This is a genomic window from uncultured Massilia sp., assembly GCF_913773735.1.
Classification (GTDB): domain Bacteria; phylum Pseudomonadota; class Gammaproteobacteria; order Burkholderiales; family Burkholderiaceae_D; genus Telluria.
Map to the genome: position 1 here is coordinate 1 of NZ_CAJYEB010000004.1, position 23894 is coordinate 23894.

Consider the following 23894-nt stretch of genomic DNA (forward strand, 5'->3'; position numbering starts at 1 on the left):
GCATCCGCACGCGCGGCGCGATCCACCTGCAGAACGTGAACGGCTGGCACAGCCGTTTCAAGACCTGGCTGCTGCGCTTTCGCGGCGTGGCCAGCCGCTACCTGATCGACTACTCGGGCTGGCAGCGGATGCTGGACGACAAGCGGTTGACGACGCCGGCGCTGCTCTTGCGGGCAGCGGTCCAGTTCGGCAAGCGGCTGGACAGGAAACGCAATTAACGCGAACAGCGCCTTTTTTTTTGCGCGGACGCCGGAGGTTCAGGCGTCCCCGTGCACGATTGCCAGCTTGCCCATGTGCGTGCGTCCTTCGGCCAGCATCGCATAGGCCGCGGCGGCCTCGTCGATGCCGAAGCGGCGGTCGATCACCGGCACGATGCGGTGCACGGCGACGGCCTGCGCGGCCTCGCGCAGGTCCGCCACCGAACCCGTGTTGTTGCCGATGATGCGCAGCGCCTTGGACATCACCGCCAGCACGTCGACCGTCGCGTGCACCCCGCCGACGAAGCCGACCGTGAACACGGTGCCGCCCGTCGCCGCGGCGGCGACCGAGCGCGCGAACGTGGAACCGCCGACACTTTCCACGACGAGGTCGGCGCCCCGGCCGCCCGTGATGTCCAGCACGGCCGCATCCCAGTCGGGCCGGGCGACGTAGTCGACCAGGTGGTCGGCGCCGAGGCGGCCGCCGCGTTCGAGCTTTTCCTCCGACGACGACGCCAGGATCACTGTGGCGCCGCTGGCCTTGGCAAATTGCAGCGCGAACAGGCTGACGCCTCCGGTGCCGAGGACGACCACCACTGAACCGGGACGCACCCGGGCCGCACGCACGGCGTTCCAGGCCGTCGTCGCGGCGACCGGCAGGGCGGCGCCCTGGGCGAAGTCGAGGTGGGCGGGCATGGGGACGACGCTGGCGGCCGGCACCGCGACGTAGTCGGACAGCGAACCCGGCAAGGTGATGCCGCGCATCCTGCGGACGTTGCGCTGCTGCAGCGGCCCGCTGTGCCAGTCCGGCATGAAGTGGGGAATGACGTGCATGCCGAGGTGGACCTCCTCGACGCCGTCGACGTCCGGACCGAGGGCAACGATCTCGCCGGCGCCGTCGCCGACGGGAACGATGGGAAATTGCGCACCCGGAAAGCGCTGGGTGGCGACGGCGAGGTCGATGTAGTTCAGCGTCGCGGCGTGCAAGCGCACGAGGACTTCGCCCGGACCGGGCTGGGGGTCGGGCAGCGTGGTGCTGCGCAGGGAAGAGAGGGAAGGGGCGACGAGTTGGATGGCGTGCACGATGGACTCCTGGAAAAAGAGCCGCCAGTGTGATTGCGAATCAGAAAGAGATAAACTGCCAATCGCTTGAATGATTTCAAACCGGAGCTTGCGAATGGACTTGCTGGACAGTATGCGGATGTATGTGCTGACGGTCGACAAGGGCAGCCTGAGCGCGGCGGCCGCGCAGGCGGGTATCTCGGCGACGATGGCCGGCAACCACCTGCGTGCGCTGGAGGAGCGGCTGGGCATGCAGCTGATGCGCCGCACCACCCGGCGCCAGTCGCTGACGGCGTTCGGCGAGGACTACTACCTGCGTTGCAAGGAGATCCTCCGGCTCGTGAGCGAGACCGACGTGCAGGCGCAGGCGATGCGGCTGGCGCCGGCCGGCAGGCTGCGCGTCAGCGCGCCGGTGACGTTCGGCACGCAGGCGCTGGTGCCGGCGTTGCCCGACTATCTGCAGCGTCATCCGCACGTCGACATCGACCTGGACCTGTCCGACCACGTGGTGGACTTGATGGAGGGCGGCTTCGAGGCCGCCATTCGCATCGGCCAGCTGCCGGCCGACGCCGGCCTGGTCGCCCGGCCGCTGGCGCCGTACCGCCTGATGATCTGCGCTTCGCCCGACTACCTGGCGCGGCGCGGCGTGCCGGTCCTGCCGTCGGACCTGCGTGGGCACGACTGCCTGGCGTTCAGCGCCGCCAACGTCACGCAGTGGCGCCTGCAACGCGACCTGGACGTGTGCAGGGTGCCCGTCGAGGGCCGCGTCAGCATCAACAACGGCCAGGCGCTGCGCGAGGCGGCCCTGCACGGCCTGGGTGTCGTGCTGCAGCCGGCGCTGCTGCTGGAGGCCGACGTGCGGGCGGGGCGGCTGGTCCGCCTGTTGCCGGACTATGCGTTGCCGAGCCGGCCGATGCACGTCGTCTACCTGCCCGACCGCTACCGCTCGCCCAAGCTGCGCAGCTTCATCGACCACGTGGCGCAGCGTTTCGCGCCGGAGGAGGCATGACGGCCGATGCGGCGTGCGCGGCAACCGTCCTCCCTCATCGATTATTATCGAATACACTGTTTCCGCCCCTGCATCCTCAACCTGAACGATCCCGAAAGGAGACGGTATGAACATTCGATCCCTCGCCACCCTGCTGGCCTGCACCTGCGCCACGGTCGCCGGCGGCGCCATGGCCCAGTCCACCGACAAGCTGGACGTGCCGATGACCCTGGTGACGCCGGACGGCACCGGCAAGATGATCGGCTCGGTGACGATCGCCGAATCGAAGGCGGGCCTGGTGTTCACGCCCAAGCTGACCGACCTGCCGCCGGGCCAGCGCGGCTTCCACGTGCACGAGACCGGCAGCTGCGGCGCCAACGAAAAGGATGGCAAGAAGGTCGCGGCCGGCGCCGCCGGCGGCCACCTGGATCCGCACGGCACCAAGCACCACGAAGGCCCGACCGGCAACGGCCACATGGGCGACCTGCCGCCGCTGGTGGTGGCGGCCAACGGCAGCGCCGGCACCGCGGTCACGGCGCCGCGCCTGACCAAGCTGTCGGAAGTGAAGGGCAAGGCCCTGATGATCCACGCCGGCGGCGACAACTTCTCCGACCAGCCGAAACCCCTGGGCGGCGGGGGCGATCGCATCGCCTGCGGCGTCATCCAGTAACGCCATCGGCACGGCGTCCGCGCGAACGGACGTCCGCCATGATCACAATCCCAGGTCGGACAGGCCGGGATGATCGTCCGGCCGCCGTCCCAGCGGCCAGTGGAACTTGCGGTCCGATTCCTTGATCGGCATGTCGTTCAGGCAGGCGAAGCGGCGCTGCATCAGGCCGTGCTCGTCGAACTCCCAGTTCTCGTTGCCGAAGGTGCGGAACCAGTTGCCCGAATCGTCGTGCCACTCGTAGGCATAGCGCACGGCGATGCGGTCGCCCTCGACCGCCCACAATTCCTTGATCAGGCGGTAGTCCAGCTCCTTCTTCCACTTGCGGTCCAGGAACTGCACGATCTGTTCGCGCCCGGTCACGAACTCGGCGCGGTTGCGCCAGCGGCTGTCCGGCGTGTAGGCCAGTGCGACTTTTTCGGGATCGCGGCTGTTCCAGCCGTCTTCGGCCAGGCGGACCTTCTGGAGGGCGCTCTCGCGGGTGAACGGGGGCAGCGGCGGGCGGGATGCGATGTCGGACATGGTGATTTCCTTTCTGTTGTGATGTAGACAGGTCTGTATCGTAATCGTGCCGACGCGCCTCCAGACCTGTCAGTGGTGATAGGTTGAGGTAGACAGGTCTGTATGCCATACTGGAGTCCCATCGTTCATCCGCGAGCTTTCCAGCATGACCCAGCCTTCCGCGCGCGAGCGCATCCTCGACGTCGCCCGGCGCCTGTTCTACCGCGACGGCTTGCGTGCCACCGGCATCGACCGGATCGTCGCCGAGTCGGGCGTGGCCAAGATGTCGCTGTACCGCCATTTCCCGTCGAAGAACGACCTGATCGGCGCCTTCCTCGACTGGCGCCACGAACACTGGATGACCTGGTTCACCGGCGCGGTCGAGGCGCGCCTGGCGCACACGCCGGAACTGGCCGTGCTGGCCGACGCGCTGGGGGAGTGGTTCGCGCAGGACGACTTCCGCGGCTGCGCCTTCATCAACGCGGTGGCCGAAACCGGCGCCGGCGACGAGCCGCGCCACTTGGCGCAGGCCTTCGCCCACAAGCAGGCCCTGGAAGCGTATATCGCCGACGTGGCTGCGCGCCTCGGCCTGGCCGGGCGCGAGGCGGTGGCGCAGGAAGCGATGCTGTGCGTGGAAGGGATGATCGTGCGCGCCCAGTTCCGGCCCGATCCGGCGATCGTGCAGGCCGGCCGCAGGCTGCTGGCGCGCATCGAGCACGACGCCAGGCCGGCCCGGCGCCGCAGGGAAACGACGCACGCGGCCTGAGCGGAGGGCGTGCGGTTCCCAGGCGTGCATACGCAAATTTAACATTGCTGTATCATGGGAAACTCAGCATCACGGTTTTCCACTCCGCCCACCACCTATGCCCTGGCCCTTCGACCTCGACGCCGCCGACGATCCGCACCGGACGATGAGCGACATGGAACGGCAGATGCACCGCTTCCCGTGGGAGACGACCAGCGTCGGACCGGTGCCGTCCTGGCCGGCCGGACTGAAGTTCGCCGTGCGCACGCTGCTCGACTGCCAGTTGCCGGCGCACCTGTCCTGGGGCGACGACTGCATCCAGTTCTTCAACGACGCCTACACGCCGCTGCTGGTCAACAAGACCCGCGCACTCGGTTGCGACCTGCGCGAGACCTGGCCCGAAATCTGGCCCGACGTCGCGCCCCTGTTCGACCGCGTGCGCCGCGGCGAGACGCTGGGCGGCAGCGGACAGCGCCTGCGGATGAACCTGCACGGCTATCTCGAAGACCGCTATTTCACCTATTCGTACAGCCCGGTCTACCGCGATGACGGCCGGCCCGGCGGCGTGCTGGCCACCTTCCTCGACACGACCGCGAGCACGCGCGCCGAGCGCCGCCAGGCGCTGCAGGTGGCGCTGGCCGACGTGCTGCGCCGCGAGGCCGCGCCGCTGGCGCTGGAAACGGCGGCGGTGCGCCGCATCGCCGAGTATTTCGACGGCGCCCGCGTCGGCTATGCCGTCATCGACCAGGCCAGCGGCGCGGCCGTCGTGCAGGTCGACGTCGAACGCGGCGACGATGCCGGCCGCCTGGACGCCGCCGTGCCGCTCGGGATGCTGTGTTTCGGCCTGGAAGACAGCTTGCGCGCCGGCGCGACGGTGTGCTCGGCCGACGTCGGCGCCGACGCCCGCATCGCCGATCCGCTGTGCTGGCGCACCCTCGGCATCGGGGCCGGCATCGTGGTGCCGCTGATGGAGGACGGCCGCCTGGAGGCGCTGGTGTTCGTGCACGAAGCGGCGCCGCAGCGCTGGATCCCGGACGAAGCCGGCATGCTGGAAGACCTGGCGCAGCGCATCTGGGAAGCCGTGCGCCGCGTGCGCGCCGAGCACCTGCTGCGCGAGGAGACGCGCGTGCTGGAGCTGATGAAGAGCGCCAGCGAGACGCTGGCCTCGACCATCGACTTCGGGCCGCTGATGCAGGCGATCACCGACGCCGCCACGCAGCTCACCGGCGCGGAAGCGGGCGCCTTCTTCTACGACGGCGCCGACGACAACGGCGACGCCTGCCTGCTGCACACGTCGTCCGGCCCGCGCGGCGCCGCCTTCGCGGGGCTCGACGCCGTGCTGGCCGGCCAGCCGCGCAACGCCGCCGCCGCGGTGCGCAGCGACGACATCCAGGCCGATCCGCGCTACGGCGCGATGGCGGCGCACCTGGACGGCGGCCCCGGCCAGGCGCCGCTGCGCAGCTGGCTGGCGGCGCCGGTGGTGTCGCGCGCGGGCGAGCCGATCGGCTGGCTGGTGTTCGGCCATGCGAAAGCGGCCATGTTCGGCGCCCGCATCGAGGAACTGGTCGGCGCTTTCGCCGTGCAGGCCGCGATCGCGATCGACAACGCGCGCCTGTACGGCATGGCGCAGCGCTCGGCGCAGGAACGCGACCAGCTGCTGGCGTCCGAGCGCGCGGCGCGTTCCGAGGCCGAGCGCCACAACAAGATGAAGGACGAATTCCTGGCGATGCTGGCGCACGAGCTGCGGAACCCGCTGGCGCCGATCACCAGCGCCGCCCAGCTGCTGCGCCTGCCCGAGGTGAACGAGGGCCTGCGCCTGAAGGCCAGCAACATCATCTCGCGCCAGGTGCGCCACATGACGGAACTGGTCGACGACCTGCTGGACGTGTCGCGCGTCACGCGCGGCCTGGTGAAGCTGGAAAACGAGATCCTCGACCTGAACAAGGTCGCGATGGCCGCGGTGGAGCAGGCGCGCCCGCACATCGAGGAACGCCTGCACGCGCTCAGCGTCGAGCTGCCGCCCGATCCGGTGCCGGTCGAAGGCGACCGCACGCGCCTGATCCAGGTGCTGGTCAACCTGCTCAACAACTCGGCCAAGTACACGCCGCAGGGCGGCAGGATCACCATCGCCGTGGTCGACGACGGGAGCGCGGCCGAGGTCTGCGTGCGCGACAACGGCAGCGGCATCGACGCCCAGCTGCTGCCGCACGTGTTCGACCTGTTCACCCAGGCCGACCGCGCGCCGGACCGTTCGCAGGGCGGGCTGGGCATCGGCCTGGCGCTGGTGAAAAGCATCGTGCGCATGCACAACGGCCGCGTCGCCGCGCACAGCGCCGGCGCCCAGCAGGGCACGACGATGACGGTGACGCTGCCGCTGGCGGACGCCGAGGTCGGCCAGGCGGTGCGCACCGGCGAGGGCGCCGGCGAGGCGCGGCCGCTGGCCGTGACCATCGTCGACGACAACGGCGACGCCGGCCATTCGCTGGCGGTGCTGCTGCGCGCCCACGGCCACGCGGTGCACGTGTACGAGGACGCGTCCAGCACCCTGAAGGCGGCGCAGGGCGCCGATGCCGACGTGTTCATCCTCGACATCGGCCTGCCGGACATGACGGGCTACGAGCTGGTGCGGCGCCTGCGCCGCGACCCGCGCCACGCGGGCGCCGTCTACGTGGCGCTGACCGGCTACGGCCAGCAGCGCGACCGCGAACTGTCGCGCCAGGCCGGCTTCGACCACCACCTGGTCAAGCCGGTGGAGATCGGCAAGCTGGCGCAGATCCTGGCGGCCGCGGGGGAGCGCAAGGCGGCGGGATAAGGACGGCCGTCGCACCGGCGCAGGCCGGTGCCCAATATCTCGTCCGGAACCGTATCCCACGCCCGGCCACGCGGCTCGACGACTTCGAAGAAATTGGGCCCCGGCCTGCGCCGGGGCGACGGTGGCGCTTACTGCTTCCCTTCCCGCACCTTCCCGAACTGGTCGCCCGCTTTCCACGCCGGCATCTGCGGCGCATCCGCCACCGCGCGACCCAGGTTCAGCGTGAACTGCGCCTGCTGCACCATGCCCGACAGGTCCCAGTTCGGATCATATTCGTCGCTCACCTGGTGGTAGCGCGCGCCATATGCCTTCTGCTTCGCGTCGCTGGCCTCCTTGTCCTTCACCCAGTCGCGCCCGCCCGAGATCGAGAATGCCGGCACGCCGGCCTTGGCGAAGCTGAAGTGGTCGCTGCGGAAATAGCCGCCGCCCAGGTCGGGGCGCGCCGCCGCCACGTTCAGGTGCATCGACTTCGCGACCGCCGCCGCCGTCGCGCCCAGGCTGCTGCGTTCGCTGCCCTGCACGCCGATGTCCTTCGCCGCGCCGACGAAGTTCAGGCTGTCCAGGTTGAGCGCCGCCGCGGTCTTGTCCAATGGCCAGAGCGGCTTGGCGGCGTAGGCCGCGCTGCCCAGCAGGCCCTGTTCCTCGGCCGCGACCCACAGGAACATCTGGCTGCGCTTCGCAGGATGGCGCGCCGCTTCCTGCGCCATGGCCAGCAGGCCCGCGCTGCCGGAGGCGTTGTCGACGGCGCCGTTGAAGATCGTGTCGCCGCTGTCACCTTGCTTGCCCAGGTGGTCCCAGTGCGCGCTGTAGATCACCACTTCGCTCTTGAGCTTCGGGTCGGTGCCCGGCACCACGCCGGCGACGTTGAACTGCTCCAGCGTGCGCACCGCGGCCTGTTCCCGGCCCTGGGCGCGGGCGTTCAGGACCACCGGCTTGAACGCCTTGTCCTCGGCGGCGGCACGCAGCTTGTCCAGGTCCTGGCCGCCGGCCGCGAACAGGGCGCGCGCGCTGGCGTCGGTCAGCCAGCCCTGCAGGCCGGAGCCCAGGTCGGCGTCGGCCAGCTGGAAGCGCTCGGCCATCCAGCTGTTCTGCACCACGCCCCAGCCATAGGAGGCCGACGCGTCGGTGTGGATCAGCAGCACGCCGGCGGCGCCGCGGCGGGCGGCCTCCTCGAATTTATAGGTCCAGCGGCCGTAGTAGGTCAGGCCCTTGCCGGCGAAGCGGTTCGGTTCCGCGGCCGTGGGGGCGGGGTCGTTGACCATCATGACCAGCACCTTGCCCTTGACGTCCAGGCCCTTGTAGTCGTCCCAGCCGCCTTCTTCCGGCGCCGCGATGCCGTAGCCGACGAACACCAGTTCCGCATCGACGTCGTGCACCGCCTGCGCATCGCCCGGGGCCCACACCCAGTCCTTGCCGAAGGCGAGGGCCAGCGGCTTGCCGCCCGCGACCAGCGCGATCGAGCTGTCCTGCGGCAGCGCCTTCACGCCGGCGATCCTGACGCTCTGGCGGTAGCTGTTGCCGTTGGCCGGCTGCAGGCCGGCCGCCATCACCTGGTTTTCCAGGTAGCTGACGGTGAGGTCGCCGCCGCGCTGGCCGGTGCCGCGGCCTTCGAGCAGGTCGGACGACAGGAAGGCCAGGTGGGCGCGCAGCGGCGCTTCCAGGACGGTGGCCGGCCGGGCCGGCGCGGCTGCGCCGGCAGGGGCGGAAAAGGCCAGCGCCAGGCTGGCGGCGATGGCGGAGGATACGATCTTGTGCATGGAATCCTGCTGCGAGAATGGTTGGACGGACGCGCCGGCCCGGCTCGTGGCCTGGCACATGACTCGGCGGCGCGCCTGCATTGTATTGCATGTCCGCTCAGGGAAAGCGCAGGACCGCGGCCACCACCGTGGCCTCGGTCAGCGGCAGCAGGGTGGGACGCAGGCCGGGGGGGCGCGGCGGCAGCGCGTCCGGCAGGCCGGGGATGCGCTCCTGGATGAAGATGGTGAACGACGGATCGCCGACCAGGTCGAAGGCGAAGCGCAGCTCCCGGTCGCCCATGCCATGCAGCGTCATCCGCCAGCCGCGGTAGCGGCGGTCGGTCAGCACGCGGCCGTTGACGCTGGTGCGCAGCGACTGGGCGCCGACCATGCGCAGCGTGAGCTCGGGCGCGGCATTGTTCGAGCGCAGCACGAATGCCACGTGGCGCACGTCGCCGCGCCGGTCGTCCTTCTCGATGAGCAGGTACGGATGGGCGACCGTCTCGACGGGCGGCGCCGCCGCATACCACACCGGCTCGCTGTCGGCGCCGAAGGTGTAGGGCATCACGTAGGGGCGCAGCGCGTTCGGGAACACCTGCCGGGTCCAGGCGTCGACCGGTCCCGCCGGGTGCACCCAGTAGGCCTGCCAGCTCGGCGTGTCCTTCAGGTAGACCAGGCGGTTCGGCGCCGGCAGTGCCGGCACGGCGGGAGGGGCACCGTGGGCCACGGCGGCGCAGGCGGCGCCGGCCAGCAGCAACGGCGCGGCGGTCCAGCGCAGGCGCAGCTGCGCCAGCAGCGGCGCGCACAGCGCCACCAGCAGGCATGCCAGCAGCGCCGGCAGCAACAGCCAGCGCGGCGACAGCCAGGCGGCGCCGTCCCAGGCGGCCGGCACGACGAGCAGCAGGGCCGGCACGGCCGCCGCGGCGCGCAGCGCCTGGCGCCGGGCGCGCGGCCAGGACCGGGCAGCGGGCGAGGCCAGCACCAGCCACGCCGCCTGCGCCGCCAGCAGCGGCCACGCCAGCACGTAGCTGGCGCCCGGCGCGACGGCATTCGTGGCGCACAGCGCGACGGTCGCCGCCAGCAGCACGCCGAGCGCCGCGCACGCGCCGCCCAGGCGCGCCTGGAGCTGGCGCTGCAGCACGGCGAACAGGCCGGCCGGCAGCAAGAGGAAGGCCGCGACCGTCCAGCGCGTGCGCGCGTCGCCGGCCAGCACCCCGGCGTCGTAGCGCGGCTGCAGGTCCGCCAGCAGTTCGCGGCACAGCCAGGTGGCGAACACCGCCGCGGCGGCCATGAACAGGAAGCCGAAGGCGCCGTGCACGATGTCGCTCCCGGCGATGCCCAGGCGCCGCACGGCCGCGCGGCAGGCCAGCGCGTCCAGCACGCAGGCCAGCAGCGCCAGCGGCCAGGCCAGCGCCAGGCCGTAGTGCACGTGGCCGATGCCGGGCAGGGCGAAGAATATCTGCCCGCGCCCGCCCGCGTGCGCGCCGGGTTCCGGCAGGGCGGCGTCGCCGAAGTGGCGCAGCAGCGCCAGCATCGTGTCGCCCTCGTGCTGCAGGCTGGCGCCGGACAGGCGCGCGGGAATGTCGGCGGCGCCGGCGCCGCCCAGCGTGCCATCGAGCGTGGCGAAGTGCAGCACCGACGCGCCGTGCATGGCCAGCGGCGCCGCCGCGGCGCGCTGCGGCAGGCCCCGCGTCAGCTCGGCCATGAACGAGGAACCGTGCGTGCCGTGGACGCCGGACGCCAGGCGGGTCCAGGCGGCGAGCGCGAAGCCGTCGGCATGGGTGGCGTCGACCAGCGCCAGCGGACCGCGGTTGCCGGCATGGTCGAAGCGCAGCGCCACGCGCACCCGCCGCGCCCACGGATGCGCTTCGGCGAAGCCGCGCGCGCCCAGCGCCTGCACGTCGGCGTCGGTGAACACGACCAGCAGGTCGTTGTGCAGCGGCGCGCCGGCCTGCAGCACGCGCAGCGCCTCCAGCAGCGCGGCGGCGTCGGCGGCGCCGTCGGCCGCGCCCGGCGTCGCATTGCCGGAATCGTAGCGGGCGCTGGCCAGCACCGCCTGGCGCGTGCCGCCGCTGCCGCGCTTGCGCACGACGACGTTGCGCACCTCGGCCAGCACGACGCTGGCATTGGCCACGTGGTCGGCGCTCGCCTGCTGCACGGTGGCCACCTGGATTTCCGGCTCCAGGCCGAGCGCGCGGACCTGCGCCACCAGGTAGTCGCGCGCGCGCGCATTCGCCGCGCTGCCGGCGGGGCGGGGCGCCGCCGCCAGCATGTGCACGTGCTGCAGCGCGCGCGCCGTCGAAAAATCGGTGGCCGGCGCGGCCGGCGGCGTGGGCAGGGGACGCCACGCCAGCCAGGCCAGCGCCGCCGCCAGCAGCAGGAGGGCGCCGCAGGCGGCGAACAGCAGGGGGCCGGCGCTGCCGGGCAAGGCGGGGTCCTGGCGCATCGCGCGCCTCCTTTGCGTGAACAGGTGAAAAAAAACCCGCCGAGGGGGGGCGGGCGAAACGGGTCCGGCGCCTCAGTGCATGCGTGTGCTCATTCGAGCGTCCAGACATAGGCCAGCCTGGCCCATCCTGCCTCCGCCACGCCGTTGTTCATGGCCGGCTTGAACGTGCACAGGCTGAGCGCGTGCAGGGCCGCCTGGTCCAGTTCGCGCGAGCCGGACGAGCGCTCGACGCGCGCCGACGTCACGCGGCCGTCCACGCCTACCAGCAGCGCCAGCGTCGTCGTACCGCTTTCCTCGTTGCGCAGGGCGCGCGTCGGATAGGCGGGCAGGGCGCAACCGTTGGCGTCGGCGAACACGGCGCTGCGGATGCCGCCAGTGGCCGCCGGCTTCGTGGCCGGCGGCGCGTCGGGCACGGGATGCGCCGCCGGCGCCGGCGCGGGATCGGGGACGGCTGTCGTGGCCTGCAGCGGTGCCGGGTCCGGCGGCGGCGCCACGTCGACGTCGATCTTCGGCACGAACAGCTTGGGCGGGGCGACTTGCGGCAGGGCCTGCGGCGGATTGGGCGGCGGCGGGGCCGGCGGCACCGGTTCCGGGTGCAGCAGGACCGTGAGGTCGTCGGGCAGGCCGGGCAGGGAAATCCGTTGCGTGTCCAGGCCGTGGATGAAGAGCGCGGCGAGCAGCGCGTGCAGGCCGGCGACGAGGGCGAACTTGCCGAACCTGCCGCCGCCTGCCCGATTCGTATGCGAAAACTGCATGGTCATCCTCCTTGTCGTTGCCGTTCGGGAATTCGTGGAAGTCTTTATTTCTAACTGTTGGAATCAATATATTCCATGAGATAGCAATGCGTAAAGCGTTTTCTTGGTGATTTTTAATGCGACCTCCGTTCTCGGTCGCCACCAGGCACCGGAATCTCCTCGCGCCCCGGGCGCTTGTATGAAATAATCGCAAGGTGCGCCTGTCGACGAGGTGGCACGCTTCGCTGCCAGTGTCTGGCAAGCGACACCAGCCAGGAGAAAGCAAGTGCAGAAAGACCAACAGCCGATCCGCGTCATGCTGGCGGACGACCACCCGATCGTGATGACGGGCTTCGCCATGTCGCTCGGCGCGCAGGGCATGGACGTGGTCGGCCAGGCCAAGAGCCCGAGCGAGGCGGTGGCCATGCATGCCGAGCAGAAGCCCGACGTCGCCGTGCTCGACATCCGCTTCGGCACCGAGCTGACGGGCCTGGACGCCGCCCAGAACATCCTGAAGGCCGACCCGAAGGCGAAGATCGTGTTCCTCAGCCAGTTCGACCAGGACAGCCTGATCAAGGAAACCTACCGCCTCGGCGCGCACGCCTTCGTGACCAAGGATTGCGATCCGGCCGACCTGGCCGACGCGGTGCGCCACGCGCACGAGGGCCGGCTGTACTTCCCGCCGCAGATCGCGGAACGCCTGGCCAGCCTGGCCGTGCGCGGCGACGTCTCGCCGCAGTCGCAGCTGGACGAGCGCAGCCTGGAAATCTTCAAGCTGATGGCCGAGGGCCTGACCAACGCGGAGATCGCGGAACGCCTGGACCTGTCGACCAAGACCATCAGCAACATCAGCCAGGCGGTGAAGGAAAAGCTGGGCGTGCACCGGCAGGCCTACATCACCAAGCTGGCGGTCAAGCATGGGTTGATCGAACCCTGATCGGCTGACCCGACGTGCCGCGTCGCTTGCTTCGGATGCTGAAATTGGGTCCCCGCCTGCGCGGGGACGACGTGTCGAAGGCGCAGGCCGACGTCGCTGCCTCAGCGCCGCCGCGCCCTGTAACAACGTCATCCCCGCGCAGGCGGGGATCCAATCTCCCGCGCGCCGCCGCCATCGCCATCCTGGCCGCCATCGTCCCGGTCCACGCCGCCAGGTACGACCCCGCCCAGGGCTTCCGCTTCCAGATCGTCGCCACCGACGACAGCGCCGTCACCCGGCGCATCGTCGACGACCTGTCGCGCCGCCTGGTCCCGCTGTTCGCGGCCTTCCGCACCGAGCTGGCCCAGCGCCGCCGCCTGGTCTACGTGGCCGTGGGCCCGGACGCGCTGCGCGACGTGGCCGCGCGCCGCTGCGATTGCGTGGTGGTCTCGGCCTTCACCGCGAGCCAGGTGGTGCGCGCGATCCAGGCCGCGCTGCCGGCGCAGCAGGCCGCCGCCATCACCGCCGTGTACGCGGAACCGGCGCCGGCCGACCAGCTGCGCCTGGCCGCGCTGCTGTACCGGCGCCCGGTGCGCCTGGCCGCGATCCTCAGCCCCGACGCCGCCTTCCTCAAGCCGGCGCTGGAGGCGGCCGGCGCCGGGGCCGAGGAGCGCGGCAGCCGCGTCACCGTGCTGGACGCGGCGGCCGGCGAGGACATCAACCGCCTGCTCAACCAGATCGCCCAGACCGACGCGCTGCTGGCCCTGCCCGACAGCGCGGTCTACAACGCCGAGAACTTCCGCAACATCCTGCTGTCGACCTACCGCCACAAGCAGGGCGTGATCGGCTTCTCCAGCGACATGGTCAAGGCCGGCGCGCTGGCGACCACGTATTCCGAGATCGAGGACATCAATGCCCAGGTCCAGGAACTGGTGGCCGGCTACGTCGCCAGCGGCGAGCTGCCGGCGCCGCAGTTCCCGCACTACTTCCGCACCGTCGTCAACGAGGGCGTGGCGCGCTCGCTCGACCTGGACGTGAGCGACGCCGTGCGCGGTTTCGCGCGCCCGGCGCCGGCGCGCAAGCCATGAACCCGCGCTGGCAGTTCTGGCGCGGCTGGAGCATCGGCCTGCGCATGGCCTTCATCACCATGCTGCCGGTGGCGCTGCTGTTCACGTCCTTCATCTGGTATTCCTGGTATGCGCACCGCGCCCAGGTGGACGAGGAACTGGCCGAGCGCGGCCGCATCCTGGCGCGCGCGCTGGCCGAGACCAGCGAGTACAACGTCATCTCCGGCAACCTGGCCGACCTGCGCCTGACGATCAACGGCCTGGTGCAGTCGGACAGCAGCGTCTACCGCATCGACGTCGTGGAGGCCAGCGGCCGCAATGCCGTGTCGGTGATCTCCGAGCACCCGATCGAGGCCGAGGAGCGCGCCTTCGAGGCGCAGATCCGCAAGCAGGTCCTGTGGATCAACCTGTTCTCCGACAACGGCACGCCGCACGTCTCGGCCTCCAGCGACACCCGGCCGCCGACGCTGACCACGCAGGTCGTCGGCCACGTCCGGGTGACGATGTCGCCGACGAACATGCTGGCGCGCCAGCTGCGGCGCTTCCGCATCGAACTGGCGATGGCGGCGCTGGCGCTGCTGGCCAGCGGCGCGCTGGCCTGGGTGCTGGCGCGCAGCCTGATCGTGCCGCTGCGCGAGGCGATCGCCCGCCTGCGCCAGATCCGCGGCGGCGACTACCGCGTCGAGCTGCCGGTGACCACCGGCGGCGAGGTGGGCGAGCTGCAGGGATCGATCGGCGAGATGTCGGTGGCGCTGGACGAGTCCAAGAAGGACCTGGAAAACAAGGTGGCCGAGCGCACGCGCGACCTGCTGGCCTCGCGCAACGAGGCGCTGCGCGCCGACGCCGACAAGCGGAAGCTGATCCAGAAGGTCAACAGCATCATCGAGGACGAGCGCAAGACCATCGCCATCGAGATCCACGACGAACTGAACGCCTCGCTGATCGCCGTGCGCCTGGAATCGCAGACGATCCAGCAGCTGGCCGCGCGCGCCGCGGCCGCGGCGGGACCGGACCCGGCGCCGGAACTCGCGCAGATCGGCGCCAAGGCCCAGGCCATCACCCGGCTGGCGCTCGACCTGTACGCCAACGGCCGCCGCCTGGTGCGCCGCCTGCGTCCGGAAGTGCTGGACATGCTGGGCCTGCACGGCGCCGTCGAGGAGATGGTGAACCACTACCGCAGCGCCGGCGTGCACTTCGAGTTCGACACCCGCGGCGACTTCTCCAGGCTCGGCAACGAGCTGGCGATTTCCGCCTACCGCATCGTGCAGGAAGCGCTGTCCAACGTGATGAAGCATTCGCATGCGGGCTTCGCGCACGTCAGCCTGGCGCTGTCGGAAGAGGACGGCGCGCTGCACATCGCGGTGCGCGACGACGGCGACGGGTTCGACCCGGCCGTGGCGTCCGAGGGCATCGGCATCATCGGCATGCGCGAGCGCGCCTACGCCGCCGGCGGCAGCGTGCGCGTGCAATCCAGCCCGGGCGAGGGCACGCTGGTGACGATCACGCTGCCGCTCGACCCGCAACTGGGTTAACATCCCCGGCAGATTCCACTCCACCATCGTGAACGACATGCTCAACGCCATGACCACGCCTTTCGAGAAGGGCAACCAGAACCAGACCACCACCTGGGCCGAATGCATCGCCTGGTACGAAGACCTCGCGCGCCAGTACCCGAACGTGCTGCGCTTCGGCGTCGTCGGCACCTCCGATGCCGGCGTGCCGATCCACGCCGGCGTGGTCTGCGCGGACGGCGTGTTCGAGCGCGAGCAGGTCAAGCGCGAAGGCCGCCCGGTCTTCTTCAACAACAACGGCATCCATCCGGGCGAGCCGGAAGGCGTGGACGCCTGCATGGCGCTGGTGCGCGACTTCTGCCAGCAGCCGCAGCGCCTGGCGGCGCTGGGCCGCACCGTGTTCCTGTTCGTCCCGCTGTACAACGTCGACGGCGCCTTCAACCGCGCGAACACGTCGCGCGTGAACCAGGACGGCCCCGAAGCGTTCGGCTTTCGCGGCAACAGCCGCCACCTCGACCTGAACCGCGACTTCGTCAAGTGCGACACGCTGGCGGCGCAGACCTTCAACAAGCTGTTCGCGTCCTGGGATCCGGACGTGATGGTCGACACCCACACCTCGAACGGCGCCGACTACAGCTACACGATGACGCTGATCCACACCCAGGCCGACAAGCTGGGCGGCGACCTGGGCGGGTTCCTGCGCGAGACCATGCTGCCGCACATGTACGCCGAGATGGCGCGGCGCGGCTGGCCGACCTGCCCCTACGTCAACCCGGTCAAGGACAGCCCGGACGACGGCATCGCCGAGTTCCTGGAAACGGCGCGCTTCTCGACCGGCTACGCGGCCCTGCACCACACGATCGGCTTCATGCCCGAGACGCACATGCTCAAACCCTTCGCGGACCGCTATCATTCGATGCGCGCGCTGGTCGAGACGGCGCTCGACTTCACCGTCGCCCACGGCGAGAAGATCGTCGCGCTGCGCCGCGCCGCCAAGGCGGACGGCCGCACCCGCGGCACCTGGCCGATCCACTGGGCGCTGGACGAGGCGAATCCGTCCAGCTTCCGCTTCAAGGGCTATGCCGCGAAGTACAAGGCAAGCGTGCTGGGCGACTACCAGCGCCTGTGGTACGACCGCAGCGCGCCGTTCGAGCGCGACATCCCCTACTACAACAGCTTCCCGGCCGACATCACGGTGCCGGCGCCGCTCGCCTACGTCGTGCCGCAGCAGTGGCGCGAGGCGATCGAGCGCCTGCAGTGGAACGGCGTGAAACTGGAGCGCGTGGACAGCGCGCGCGAGCAGGAAGTCACGACCTACCATATCGTGTCCGTGTCCTCGCGCCCGCACGCCTACGAGGGCCACATGTTCCACGACGACGTGCGGCTGGAGCGCCGCCGCGAGACGGTGACGATCCGCCCCGGCGACTACATCGTGACGCTGGACCAGGACAACGCGCGCTACGCCGTCGAGACGCTGGAGCCGCAGGGCCACGACAGCTTCTTCCGCTGGGGCTTCTTCAACAGCGTGCTGGAAAAGAAGGAAGCGTATTCGGACTACGTGTTCGAGGACGAGGCCGAGCGCCTGCTGGGCGCCGAGCCGGAACTGGCCGCGAAGTTCGCGGCCTGGAAGGCGGCCAACCCGGACCTGCTGACGGACCAGGGCGCCGTGCTCGACTTCATCTTCGCCAACTGCGCGCGCTGGCGCGAGCCGGAATGGCGCCGCTATCCGGTCTTCATGATCGACTGAACATCAGAGGGGGAGACATGCACGGGAAGAACACCATCGCGGCGGCCTGGCTGGCGCTGGCTTGCGCGCCGGCAGCCTGGGGCGCGCCGCCGGCGGGCCAGGCCTATTTCGAGCGCAACTGCGCCAGTTGCCACACGGTCGACAGCAAGCTGTCCGCGCGCGCCGGCCCGGGCCTGTACAACGTGGTCGGCCGCAAGGCCGGGGCGGTGGCCGGCTACAACTACACGGACGCGCTGGCCAGGGCCGGCGCCGCCGGCAAGACCTGGACCAGGGAGGAACTCGACGTCTTCCTCGCCGATCCGACCAGGGACGTGCCGGGCACCGCGATGCCGATGGGGATCGCGGATGCGAAGCAGCGCGCCGCCGTCGTCGACTGGCTGGCCACGCAGGGCGGCAAGCCGGCGGCCGCCGCCGCGCCCGCGCCGGTAAAAGCCGCCGCCGGCGCCAAGGCCGGCGCCTGGACCGAGGACATGCCGGGCGACCTGCACCACATCACCGCCGACCGGCTCGTGGCACCCTACGCCAGCGAGAGCGCCGGCAACGGCCCGAAGGTGGCGAAGCGCCCGGACGGCGCGCTGCCGGCCGTGCCGCCGGGCTTCAAGGTATCGGTCTTCGCCGCCGGCACCGGCCGTGCGCGCTACGCGCTGCGCGCGCCGAACGGCGACATCCTGCTGGCCGACACGGGCCGCGACCGCATCATGGTGCTGCGCCCGGATGGCGACAAGGCGGGCGAGGCGGCGGTGTTCGCGGACGGCCTGGCGCGTCCCTACGGCATGGCGCTGTGGCCGGCCGGCCCCGATCCGCAATACCTGTACGTCGCCAACGTCAACTCGGTGGTGCGGTTCCCGTTCGCGGCGGGCGACCGGAAGGCGCGCGGCCCGGCCCAGACCATCGTCAAGGAGATCAGCGACACCAGCGGCGGCCACACCACGCGCACGCTGGCGTTCTCGAAGGATGGCAAGACCCTGCTGCTGTCGGTCGGCTCGGCAACCAACGTCGCCGAGGGCATCGGCGCCCGGCCGCCGCAGCCGCTGGCGCAGTGGGAAAAGGTCCACGGCCTCGGCGGCGCCTGGGGCGAGGAGACCGATCGCGCCGCCGTGCTGGCCTTCGACCCGGACGGCGGCAACCGCCGTTCCTACGCCAACGGCCTGCGCAACTGCGTCGGCATGCTCGTGCACCCGGGCAGCGGCGACCTGTTCTGCAGCGTGAACGAGCGCGACGAACTGGGCGACAACCTGCCGCCGGACTACGTCACGCGCGTGAAGCAGGGCGGCTTCTACGGCTGGCCGTGGTACTACCTGGGCGCCCACGAGGATCCGCGCCTGAAGGGCATCCGGCCCGACCTGAAGGACAAGGTCATCGTGCCCGACACGCTGGTCCAGGCGCACTCGGCGCCGCTGGGCATGGTGGTCTACCACGCACCGGCGGGGGCGAAGCACGCGTTCCCCAGGGAGTACGAGGGCGACATCTTCCTGGCGCTGCACGGCTCCTGGAACCGCGGCATCCGCACCGGCTACAAGGTGGTGCGCGTGACGATGAAGAACGGCGTGCCGACCGGCCAGTACCAGGACTTCATGACCGGCATGGTGCTGTCCGACCGCGACGTCTGGGGCCGGCCGGCGGCGGTGGAGGTGGCGCAGGACGGCGCGCTGCTGGTCGTGGACGACGCCGGCGGCGTGGTGTGGAGGATCGTGCCGGCCGGTTGAGGTATGCATCGGAAAAAGCGTGATTCCCGGCCGGCCGGGCCGTATGATGCGACGACGTCTTGTCGTGTCCGCATACTGTCTGTCCGGAGGGTACATTGAACCATCACGTTGTTCGCGTATCGAGGGCGGCCCTGGCCGCGCTGGCGGCATGTTCCATCGGCGCTGCAGCCGCCGAGCCTGCGCTGCCGCAGAGCGCCGTCCAGTGGCGCCAGGCCGCGGTCGACGACATCGAGGAGGCGGTCAGGCTCACGCGCGACAACCACCCGGGCACCCATGACCGCGCCAATCCCGCCTTTCCGGCGCGGCTCGACGCCGCGCGCCGCGACGCCCTGGCCCTGGCCGCCAGGGTGGACGGCCCGGCGGCCTACACCGCCGCGCTGATGCGCTTCAACGCGACGCTCGGCGACGGTCATGCCGGCATCGTTCCCCAACTCGGCCCCGCGGCGCAGCCATCCGCGCGCTGGCCCGGTTTCGTCACGGCCTGGCGCCAGGGTGGCCTGTTCGTCCAGGCGTCCGGCGGCGACGCGCCGCCGGTGGGCGCGCAGGTGCTCGATTGCGACGGCAAGCCCGTCGCGCAGCTCATCGAGCGCAATGTATTTGCCTTCGACGGACGCAGTGACGAACCGGGGCGCTGGTGGAGCCGGGCCAGGACGCTGTTCCTCGATACCGGTAACCCGTTCATCGCGTTGCCGGGGCGCTGCCGGTTTGCCGTGGACGGCAAGACCGTCGAGCGCGACCTGGCGTGGCGGGCCGTGGACGCGCAGGCCACGGGCTGGCTCAAGGATGGCTACAACGGCCCCGTACTGGAGGTGGGCCTGAGCGAGCCGCGCAAGGGCCTGTTCTGGGCTGCGATGCCGACCTTCGACCCCGACCCCGCGCAGCGCGAGGCCTACCGCGCCATGACGGCGCAGGTGGCCGGCCAGCGCCAGCGCTTCCTGGATGCCGATGCGGTTGTCATCGACCTGCGCCGCAACCAGGGCGGTTCCTCGGCCTGGAGCCGCATGTTCGCCGCGGCGCTGTGGGGCGAGGGCAGGGTCGAACGCCGCCTGAACGCCAGGTCGGCGAAGACCGAGACCTGGTGGCGCGCCTCGCAGGGCAATGCCGACTACATGGCCGAGGTGCTGGACGAATTCACGCGGGAGAACCGGGTCGAGAGCCTGGCATGGGCGAAGCGCAACAGCGCCGGCCTGCAAGCCGCGCTGGCGCGCGGCGACACCTATTACGTCGAGAAGGACGATGCGCCCGCCGGCGCGGTTGGCGCCGCCGCCGACGACCTGCCGGACGATCCGCCGCCGTTCACCCGGCCCGTGTACGTCATCGTGCCGGGGCAGTGCGCCAGCGCCTGCCTCGATGCGCTCGATGCGTTCACGCAGTTCCCGAACACGATCCTCATCGGCGCGCCCAGCTCGGCCGACTCGACCTACATGGAGGTGCGGCTCCAGAAACTGCGCTCGGGACTGGCCTCGGTGGTCATCCCGAACAAGGTCTACGTGAACCGCGCCCGCGCCAACGGGCAGGTGTACCTGCCGGCCATCTACGTCAACGATGTCGACTGGTCGTTCGATACGTTTCGGCAGGTGGTCGAAAAGGACCTGGCGCGCCGCCGGCGTTGAACGAGGTATCGTGGTTCGGAGTGGTTCAAAGTGACGGAAATTATTGACATTTACCGACACTATGGAACAATCGATGCATGAAGAAAAATCCATCTCCCGTCATGGCGCTGGCGCACTCGCGTGCGACCTTCAGCGCATCGGACGCCGTCGCCCTCGGTATTTCGCGCGTCACGCTGTCACGCCTTGTCGAACGGGGCGAACTGTCGCGCGTTGCTCGAGGCATATACACGAGCACGAAGCGGCAACCGACGGAATTCGACGGGATGCTCGAAGTCGCGGCGCAAGTTCCATCGGGTGTGTTCTGCCTCCTGACGGCGTTGCGCTTCCACCGGTTGACAACCCAATCTCCGTTCGAAATCTGGATGGCGATTCCCGGCAAGGCGCGCGTACCGAACATCGATTATCCGCCGGTACGTGTGGTCTGGTATTCCGGTGATGTCTTGAGTGAAGGTATCGAAAGCCATCTGATCGAAGGGCAGTCGATTCGTGTTTACAGCGTGGCCAAGACGGTCGCCGACTGCTTCAAATACCGGAACAAGATCGGTATCGACGTCGCCATCGAAGCGCTCCAGGATGCGTGGAAAAAGCAGGCCGTGACCATGAGCGAACTGCACCGCTTCGCAAAAATCTGTCGCGTGGAGAAGATCATCCGCCCATATCTGGAGTTCCTTGTATGAGCGTGGTGAAGAACGTTTCCGCTTCGGTCCTGGCAAAGCTGAAGAGCAAGGCCAGGGAAGATGGCGTGGAATTTCAGCAGATGCTGACACGATACGGCCTGGAGCGCATGCTTTACCGGCTTTCCCGGTCGGCACATGCAAGGTCGTTCCTCTTGAAAGGAGCGATGCTCTTCAATTTGTGGTTCGACATGCCGCACCGGCCGACGACGGACGTCGACATGCTGGGCTATGGCGATTCCGGATTGGACACGTTGGCCAGTATCTTTCGCGATGTGTGCGAGATCGCCTGCGAGGATGGAATCGCATTCGATCCCGGAACGGTGAAGGCGGAAGAGATTCGCAAGGACGCGAATGACGAGGGTGTGCGCGTGACTTTTCTCGGGTTCATCGACAAGGTGCGTTGCCCCATCCAGGTAGACATCGGGTACGGCGATGCGGTAACGCCGGAGGCGCTCGATGTCGAATATCCTGTCCTTTTATCCGATCTCCCACGCCCCAGCTTGCGCGCCTATCCGAAAGATACGGTCGTAGCCGAAAAGACCGAAGCGCTCGTCAAGCTTGCCATGGCAAATACCCGGTTGAAGGATTATTTCGACCTGTGGATATTGAGTCAATATACGAGCTTCGATGGCCGCATATTGGCGAGCGCCTTGGCTGAAACATTTGGAAGGCGCAAGACCACCGTCGAGGCAAGTCCGATCGGCCTGTCGGATGAGTTTGCCAGTGACGCGATGAAGGTCCGGCAATGGGATGCGTTCATCAAGAAAAACCGCTTGCAAGCCCCGATGTTGCCGGAAGTCGTGCAAGGACTTCGGCAATTCCTGCAGCCCATGCTTGCCAGTATCGATCATGCCGACGTCTTTTCCGGACATTGGCCCGGCGGCGGCCCCTGGCAAAGCACAGCCTTGGGTATTTGCCAGGATTGAGCCAAGCGGGCATGGCATGCCCGCCCTACCTCATTTCGATTCGGCGATCCAGCGATCCACCTTCTTCTCCAGCAGCTCGAGCGGCAAGGTGCCTTCGCCCAGCACGATCTCGTGGAACCTGGGCAGGCTGAACTTGTCGCCGAGGGCATCCTGGGCGCGGCGGCGCAGTTCCTGGATCTTCAGCGCGCCGATCTTGTAGCCCAGCGCCTGGCCCGGCCAGGCCATGTAGCGTTCGGTCTCGCTGCGCGCGATCGATTCCGGATAGCCCAGCGTCTCGCGCATGTAGCGGATCGACTGCTCGCGCGTCCAGCCCTTGGCGTGCATGCCGGTGTCGACGACCAGGCGCACGGCGCGCAGCATCTCGTCGTTCAGGTGGCCGAAATAGTCTTCCGGCTTGTCGAACAGGCCCATCTCCTTGCCGAGCGTCTCGGCATACAGCGCCCAGCCCTCGGTGAAGGCATTGTTGCCGCCGAACTGGCGGAAGTTCGGCAGGCCGAGTTCCTGCATCAGCGCGATGTGGAAGTGGTGCCCCGGCTTGCCCTCGTGCAGGAACAGCGTGACCATGCCGGTGCTGCCGTACTGGGTCGGGTCGTTCACCACAGACCAGAACACGCCCGGACGCGAGCCGTCGGCGGCCGGCGGGGTGTAGTGGTCGGACGCCGTCGCGCGCGACAGTTCCGGTTCCAGGCGCAGGTCGAGCGGGATCTTCGGGCGCAGCGTGAACAGCGCCGGCAGCTTGGTGTCCAGTACGCCGTCGAGCTTGCGGTAGACGTCGATGACTTCGCGGTCGGTCTTGAACGGCTTGTATTTCGCCTGTTCCGAGACCCAGGTCGGCAGGCCGGCGGCCGGGCCGTCGTAACCCATCTGCGGGCCGATGCGCGCGTACTCGCCCTGGATGCGCGCCACTTCCTTCAGGCCGGTCTGGTGGATCTGTTCCGGCTGCAGCGCGGTCGTGGTCTGGCTGGCCACGCGCACGAGGTACCAGTCCATCCCCTGCGGCAGCGCGCTCCAGCCGGTGCTGGCGCGGCAGGCCGGGAGGTAGTCGCGTTCCAGGAAATCGGCCAGGCGCTTCAGGGCCGGGTTCAGCTTGCCGTCGATGGTGGCGCGGTAGGCGCCCGCCAGGGCCTTCCTGTCCGCATCCGCGAACGCGTCCGGGAAGGATTTTACCGGCGTGTAGTAGATGCTGTCCTCGGCGCGCGCCGCCACCAGCTGCTTGAACTGCGGCAGCGCCGACACCATGATCGCCTTCGGCTGCACCACGCCGCGCCGCATCCCTTCGCGCATGTTGGCGATGGCCTGGTCGATCCACGGGCCGAGCTGGTCCAGGCGGCTCAGGTAGGCGCGGTAGTCCTTGACGCTGGACAGCGGCTGGGCGCCCTGGCCGCTGGCGTAGTTCGCCAGCGTCACCGGCAGGCTGTCCATCTGGTTGATCGGCAGCAGGTGCTCGGGGAAGGGCTCGAAGCGCAGGGCGGTCTTGAGCTCGTAGTCGAGGATGTCCCAGCTGGTCTGCTCGCGCTGCGCCAGGCCGGCGCGCGGGATCGCGTGCAGGCGCTTGAGGAAGCCCTTGTACAGCGCGAACTGCGCGGCGCGTTGCTTCGGCGCGATCGACATGCCGAGCTGGTCGGCGAAGCGGTTGTCGCCGCTTTCGCCGGCCGACACGGGGTCGAAGCGGGCCAGCGCGTCCCAGTAGTCGTCGGCCAGCTTGTTCAGCTGCCTGGACGCGGCGGCGGCGGCCGGCTTCGCGGTCGCGGCAGGGTCGGCAGCGGTGGCGGCGCCGGCCGGGGCGCAGGCGATCATGGCGGCGCAGGCGAGCGCGCCCAGTTTCAGGAGGTGGTTCATGGGT

The 23894-nt window shown here is 69.8% G+C and carries 18 protein-coding genes and 1 pseudogene; 13 read left to right on the forward strand and 6 right to left on the reverse strand.

Annotation, left to right across the window (positions count from 1 at the left end; genetic code table 11):
* Positions 1–218 (forward strand): annotated as a pseudogene (locus tag QZ749_RS02265) (hypothetical protein); the annotation flags it as partial.
* Between the two features lie 39 nt (positions 219–257).
* Here the strand turns inward: QZ749_RS02265 and QZ749_RS02270 are convergent.
* Positions 258–1280, reverse strand: coding sequence for an NAD(P)-dependent alcohol dehydrogenase (locus tag QZ749_RS02270; protein WP_296942814.1), 1023 nt, complete (start codon positions 1278–1280; stop codon positions 258–260).
* 94 nt (positions 1281–1374) lie between these two features.
* On the opposite strand from QZ749_RS02270, the gene QZ749_RS02275 reads away from it, so the two are divergent.
* Both QZ749_RS02275 and sodC read left to right on the forward strand, forming a co-directional pair.
* Entirely contained in the window at positions 1375–2268 is an 894-nt protein-coding gene (locus tag QZ749_RS02275; RefSeq protein WP_296942816.1) for a LysR family transcriptional regulator, read from the forward strand.
* A 106-nt stretch (positions 2269–2374) separates the two neighbouring features.
* Positions 2375–2917: a superoxide dismutase [Cu-Zn] SodC gene (gene sodC, locus QZ749_RS02280; RefSeq protein ID WP_296942818.1), complete on the forward strand. Its 543-nt coding sequence runs from the start codon at positions 2375–2377 to the stop codon at positions 2915–2917.
* Between the two features lie 42 nt (positions 2918–2959).
* Here the strand turns inward: sodC and QZ749_RS02285 are convergent, their stop codons facing one another.
* Positions 2960–3436, reverse strand: a complete 477-nt coding sequence (locus QZ749_RS02285; RefSeq protein ID WP_296942820.1) for a nuclear transport factor 2 family protein — start codon at positions 3434–3436, stop codon at positions 2960–2962.
* A 145-nt stretch (positions 3437–3581) separates the two neighbouring features.
* On the opposite strand from QZ749_RS02285, the gene QZ749_RS02290 reads away from it, so the two are divergent.
* Positions 3582–4181: a TetR/AcrR family transcriptional regulator gene (locus QZ749_RS02290; protein WP_296942842.1), complete on the forward strand. Its 600-nt coding sequence runs from the start codon at positions 3582–3584 to the stop codon at positions 4179–4181.
* 97 nt (positions 4182–4278) lie between these two features.
* Positions 4279–6972 carry an ATP-binding protein gene (locus QZ749_RS02295; RefSeq protein ID WP_296942844.1) on the forward strand — a complete coding sequence of 898 codons (2694 nt, stop codon included), beginning with the start codon at positions 4279–4281 and terminating at the stop codon, positions 6970–6972.
* A gap of 128 nt (positions 6973–7100) precedes the next feature.
* On the opposite strand, the gene QZ749_RS02300 is transcribed toward QZ749_RS02295, so the two are convergent.
* The 3 genes from QZ749_RS02300 to QZ749_RS02310 all read right to left on the reverse strand — a co-directional run bounded on the left by QZ749_RS02300 (position 7101) and on the right by QZ749_RS02310 (position 11909).
* Positions 7101–8729: a M28 family peptidase gene (locus QZ749_RS02300; protein ID WP_296942846.1), complete on the reverse strand. Its 1629-nt coding sequence runs from the start codon at positions 8727–8729 to the stop codon at positions 7101–7103.
* 97 nt (positions 8730–8826) lie between these two features.
* Positions 8827–11154 carry a M28 family peptidase gene (locus QZ749_RS02305; RefSeq protein ID WP_296942848.1) on the reverse strand — a complete coding sequence of 776 codons (2328 nt, stop codon included), beginning with the start codon at positions 11152–11154 and terminating at the stop codon, positions 8827–8829.
* A gap of 89 nt (positions 11155–11243) precedes the next feature.
* Positions 11244–11909 carry an energy transducer TonB gene (locus QZ749_RS02310; protein WP_296942850.1) on the reverse strand — a complete coding sequence of 222 codons (666 nt, stop codon included), beginning with the start codon at positions 11907–11909 and terminating at the stop codon, positions 11244–11246.
* Positions 11910–12174: 265 nt separating this feature from the next.
* Here QZ749_RS02310 and QZ749_RS02315 point away from each other — a divergent pair, with 265 nt between their 5' ends.
* The 8 genes from QZ749_RS02315 (at position 12175) to QZ749_RS02350 (ending at position 22051) form a co-directional block, all read left to right on the forward strand.
* Positions 12175–12825, forward strand: a complete 651-nt coding sequence (locus QZ749_RS02315) for a response regulator transcription factor (protein ID WP_296942852.1) — start codon at positions 12175–12177, stop codon at positions 12823–12825.
* 44 nt (positions 12826–12869) lie between these two features.
* On the forward strand, positions 12870–13892 hold the full coding sequence (locus QZ749_RS02320; protein ID WP_296942854.1) for a hypothetical protein: 1023 nt from the start codon (positions 12870–12872) through the stop codon (positions 13890–13892).
* The gene (locus tag QZ749_RS02325; RefSeq protein WP_296942855.1) at positions 13889–15403 is read left to right on the forward strand and encodes an ATP-binding protein; all 1515 of its coding nucleotides are present in this window, start codon (positions 13889–13891) and stop codon (positions 15401–15403) included. The genes QZ749_RS02320 and QZ749_RS02325 overlap by 4 nt, the downstream gene beginning before the upstream one ends.
* A gap of 49 nt (positions 15404–15452) precedes the next feature.
* Positions 15453–17129 (forward strand): M14 family zinc carboxypeptidase, encoded by a 1677-nt coding sequence (locus QZ749_RS02330; RefSeq protein WP_373896769.1) that lies wholly within the window; start codon positions 15453–15455, stop codon positions 17127–17129.
* A gap of 17 nt (positions 17130–17146) precedes the next feature.
* Entirely contained in the window at positions 17147–18835 is a 1689-nt protein-coding gene (locus QZ749_RS02335) for a c-type cytochrome (RefSeq protein ID WP_296942859.1), read from the forward strand.
* Positions 18836–18930: 95 nt separating this feature from the next.
* Complete coding sequence (locus QZ749_RS02340) at positions 18931–20448, forward strand: S41 family peptidase (protein WP_296942860.1); 1518 nt, start codon at positions 18931–18933, stop codon at positions 20446–20448.
* 77 nt (positions 20449–20525) lie between these two features.
* Entirely contained in the window at positions 20526–21125 is a 600-nt protein-coding gene (locus tag QZ749_RS02345) for a type IV toxin-antitoxin system AbiEi family antitoxin domain-containing protein (RefSeq protein ID WP_296942862.1), read from the forward strand.
* Positions 21122–22051: a nucleotidyl transferase AbiEii/AbiGii toxin family protein gene (locus QZ749_RS02350; RefSeq protein ID WP_296942864.1), complete on the forward strand. Its 930-nt coding sequence runs from the start codon at positions 21122–21124 to the stop codon at positions 22049–22051. Before QZ749_RS02345 ends, QZ749_RS02350 begins: the two co-directional genes overlap by 4 nt.
* A 30-nt stretch (positions 22052–22081) precedes the next feature.
* Here QZ749_RS02350 and QZ749_RS02355 read toward each other — a convergent pair whose 3' ends face one another.
* Complete coding sequence (locus tag QZ749_RS02355; RefSeq protein WP_296942865.1) at positions 22082–23890, reverse strand: DUF885 family protein; 1809 nt, start codon at positions 23888–23890, stop codon at positions 22082–22084.
* Positions 23891–23894 lie beyond the last annotated feature (4 nt).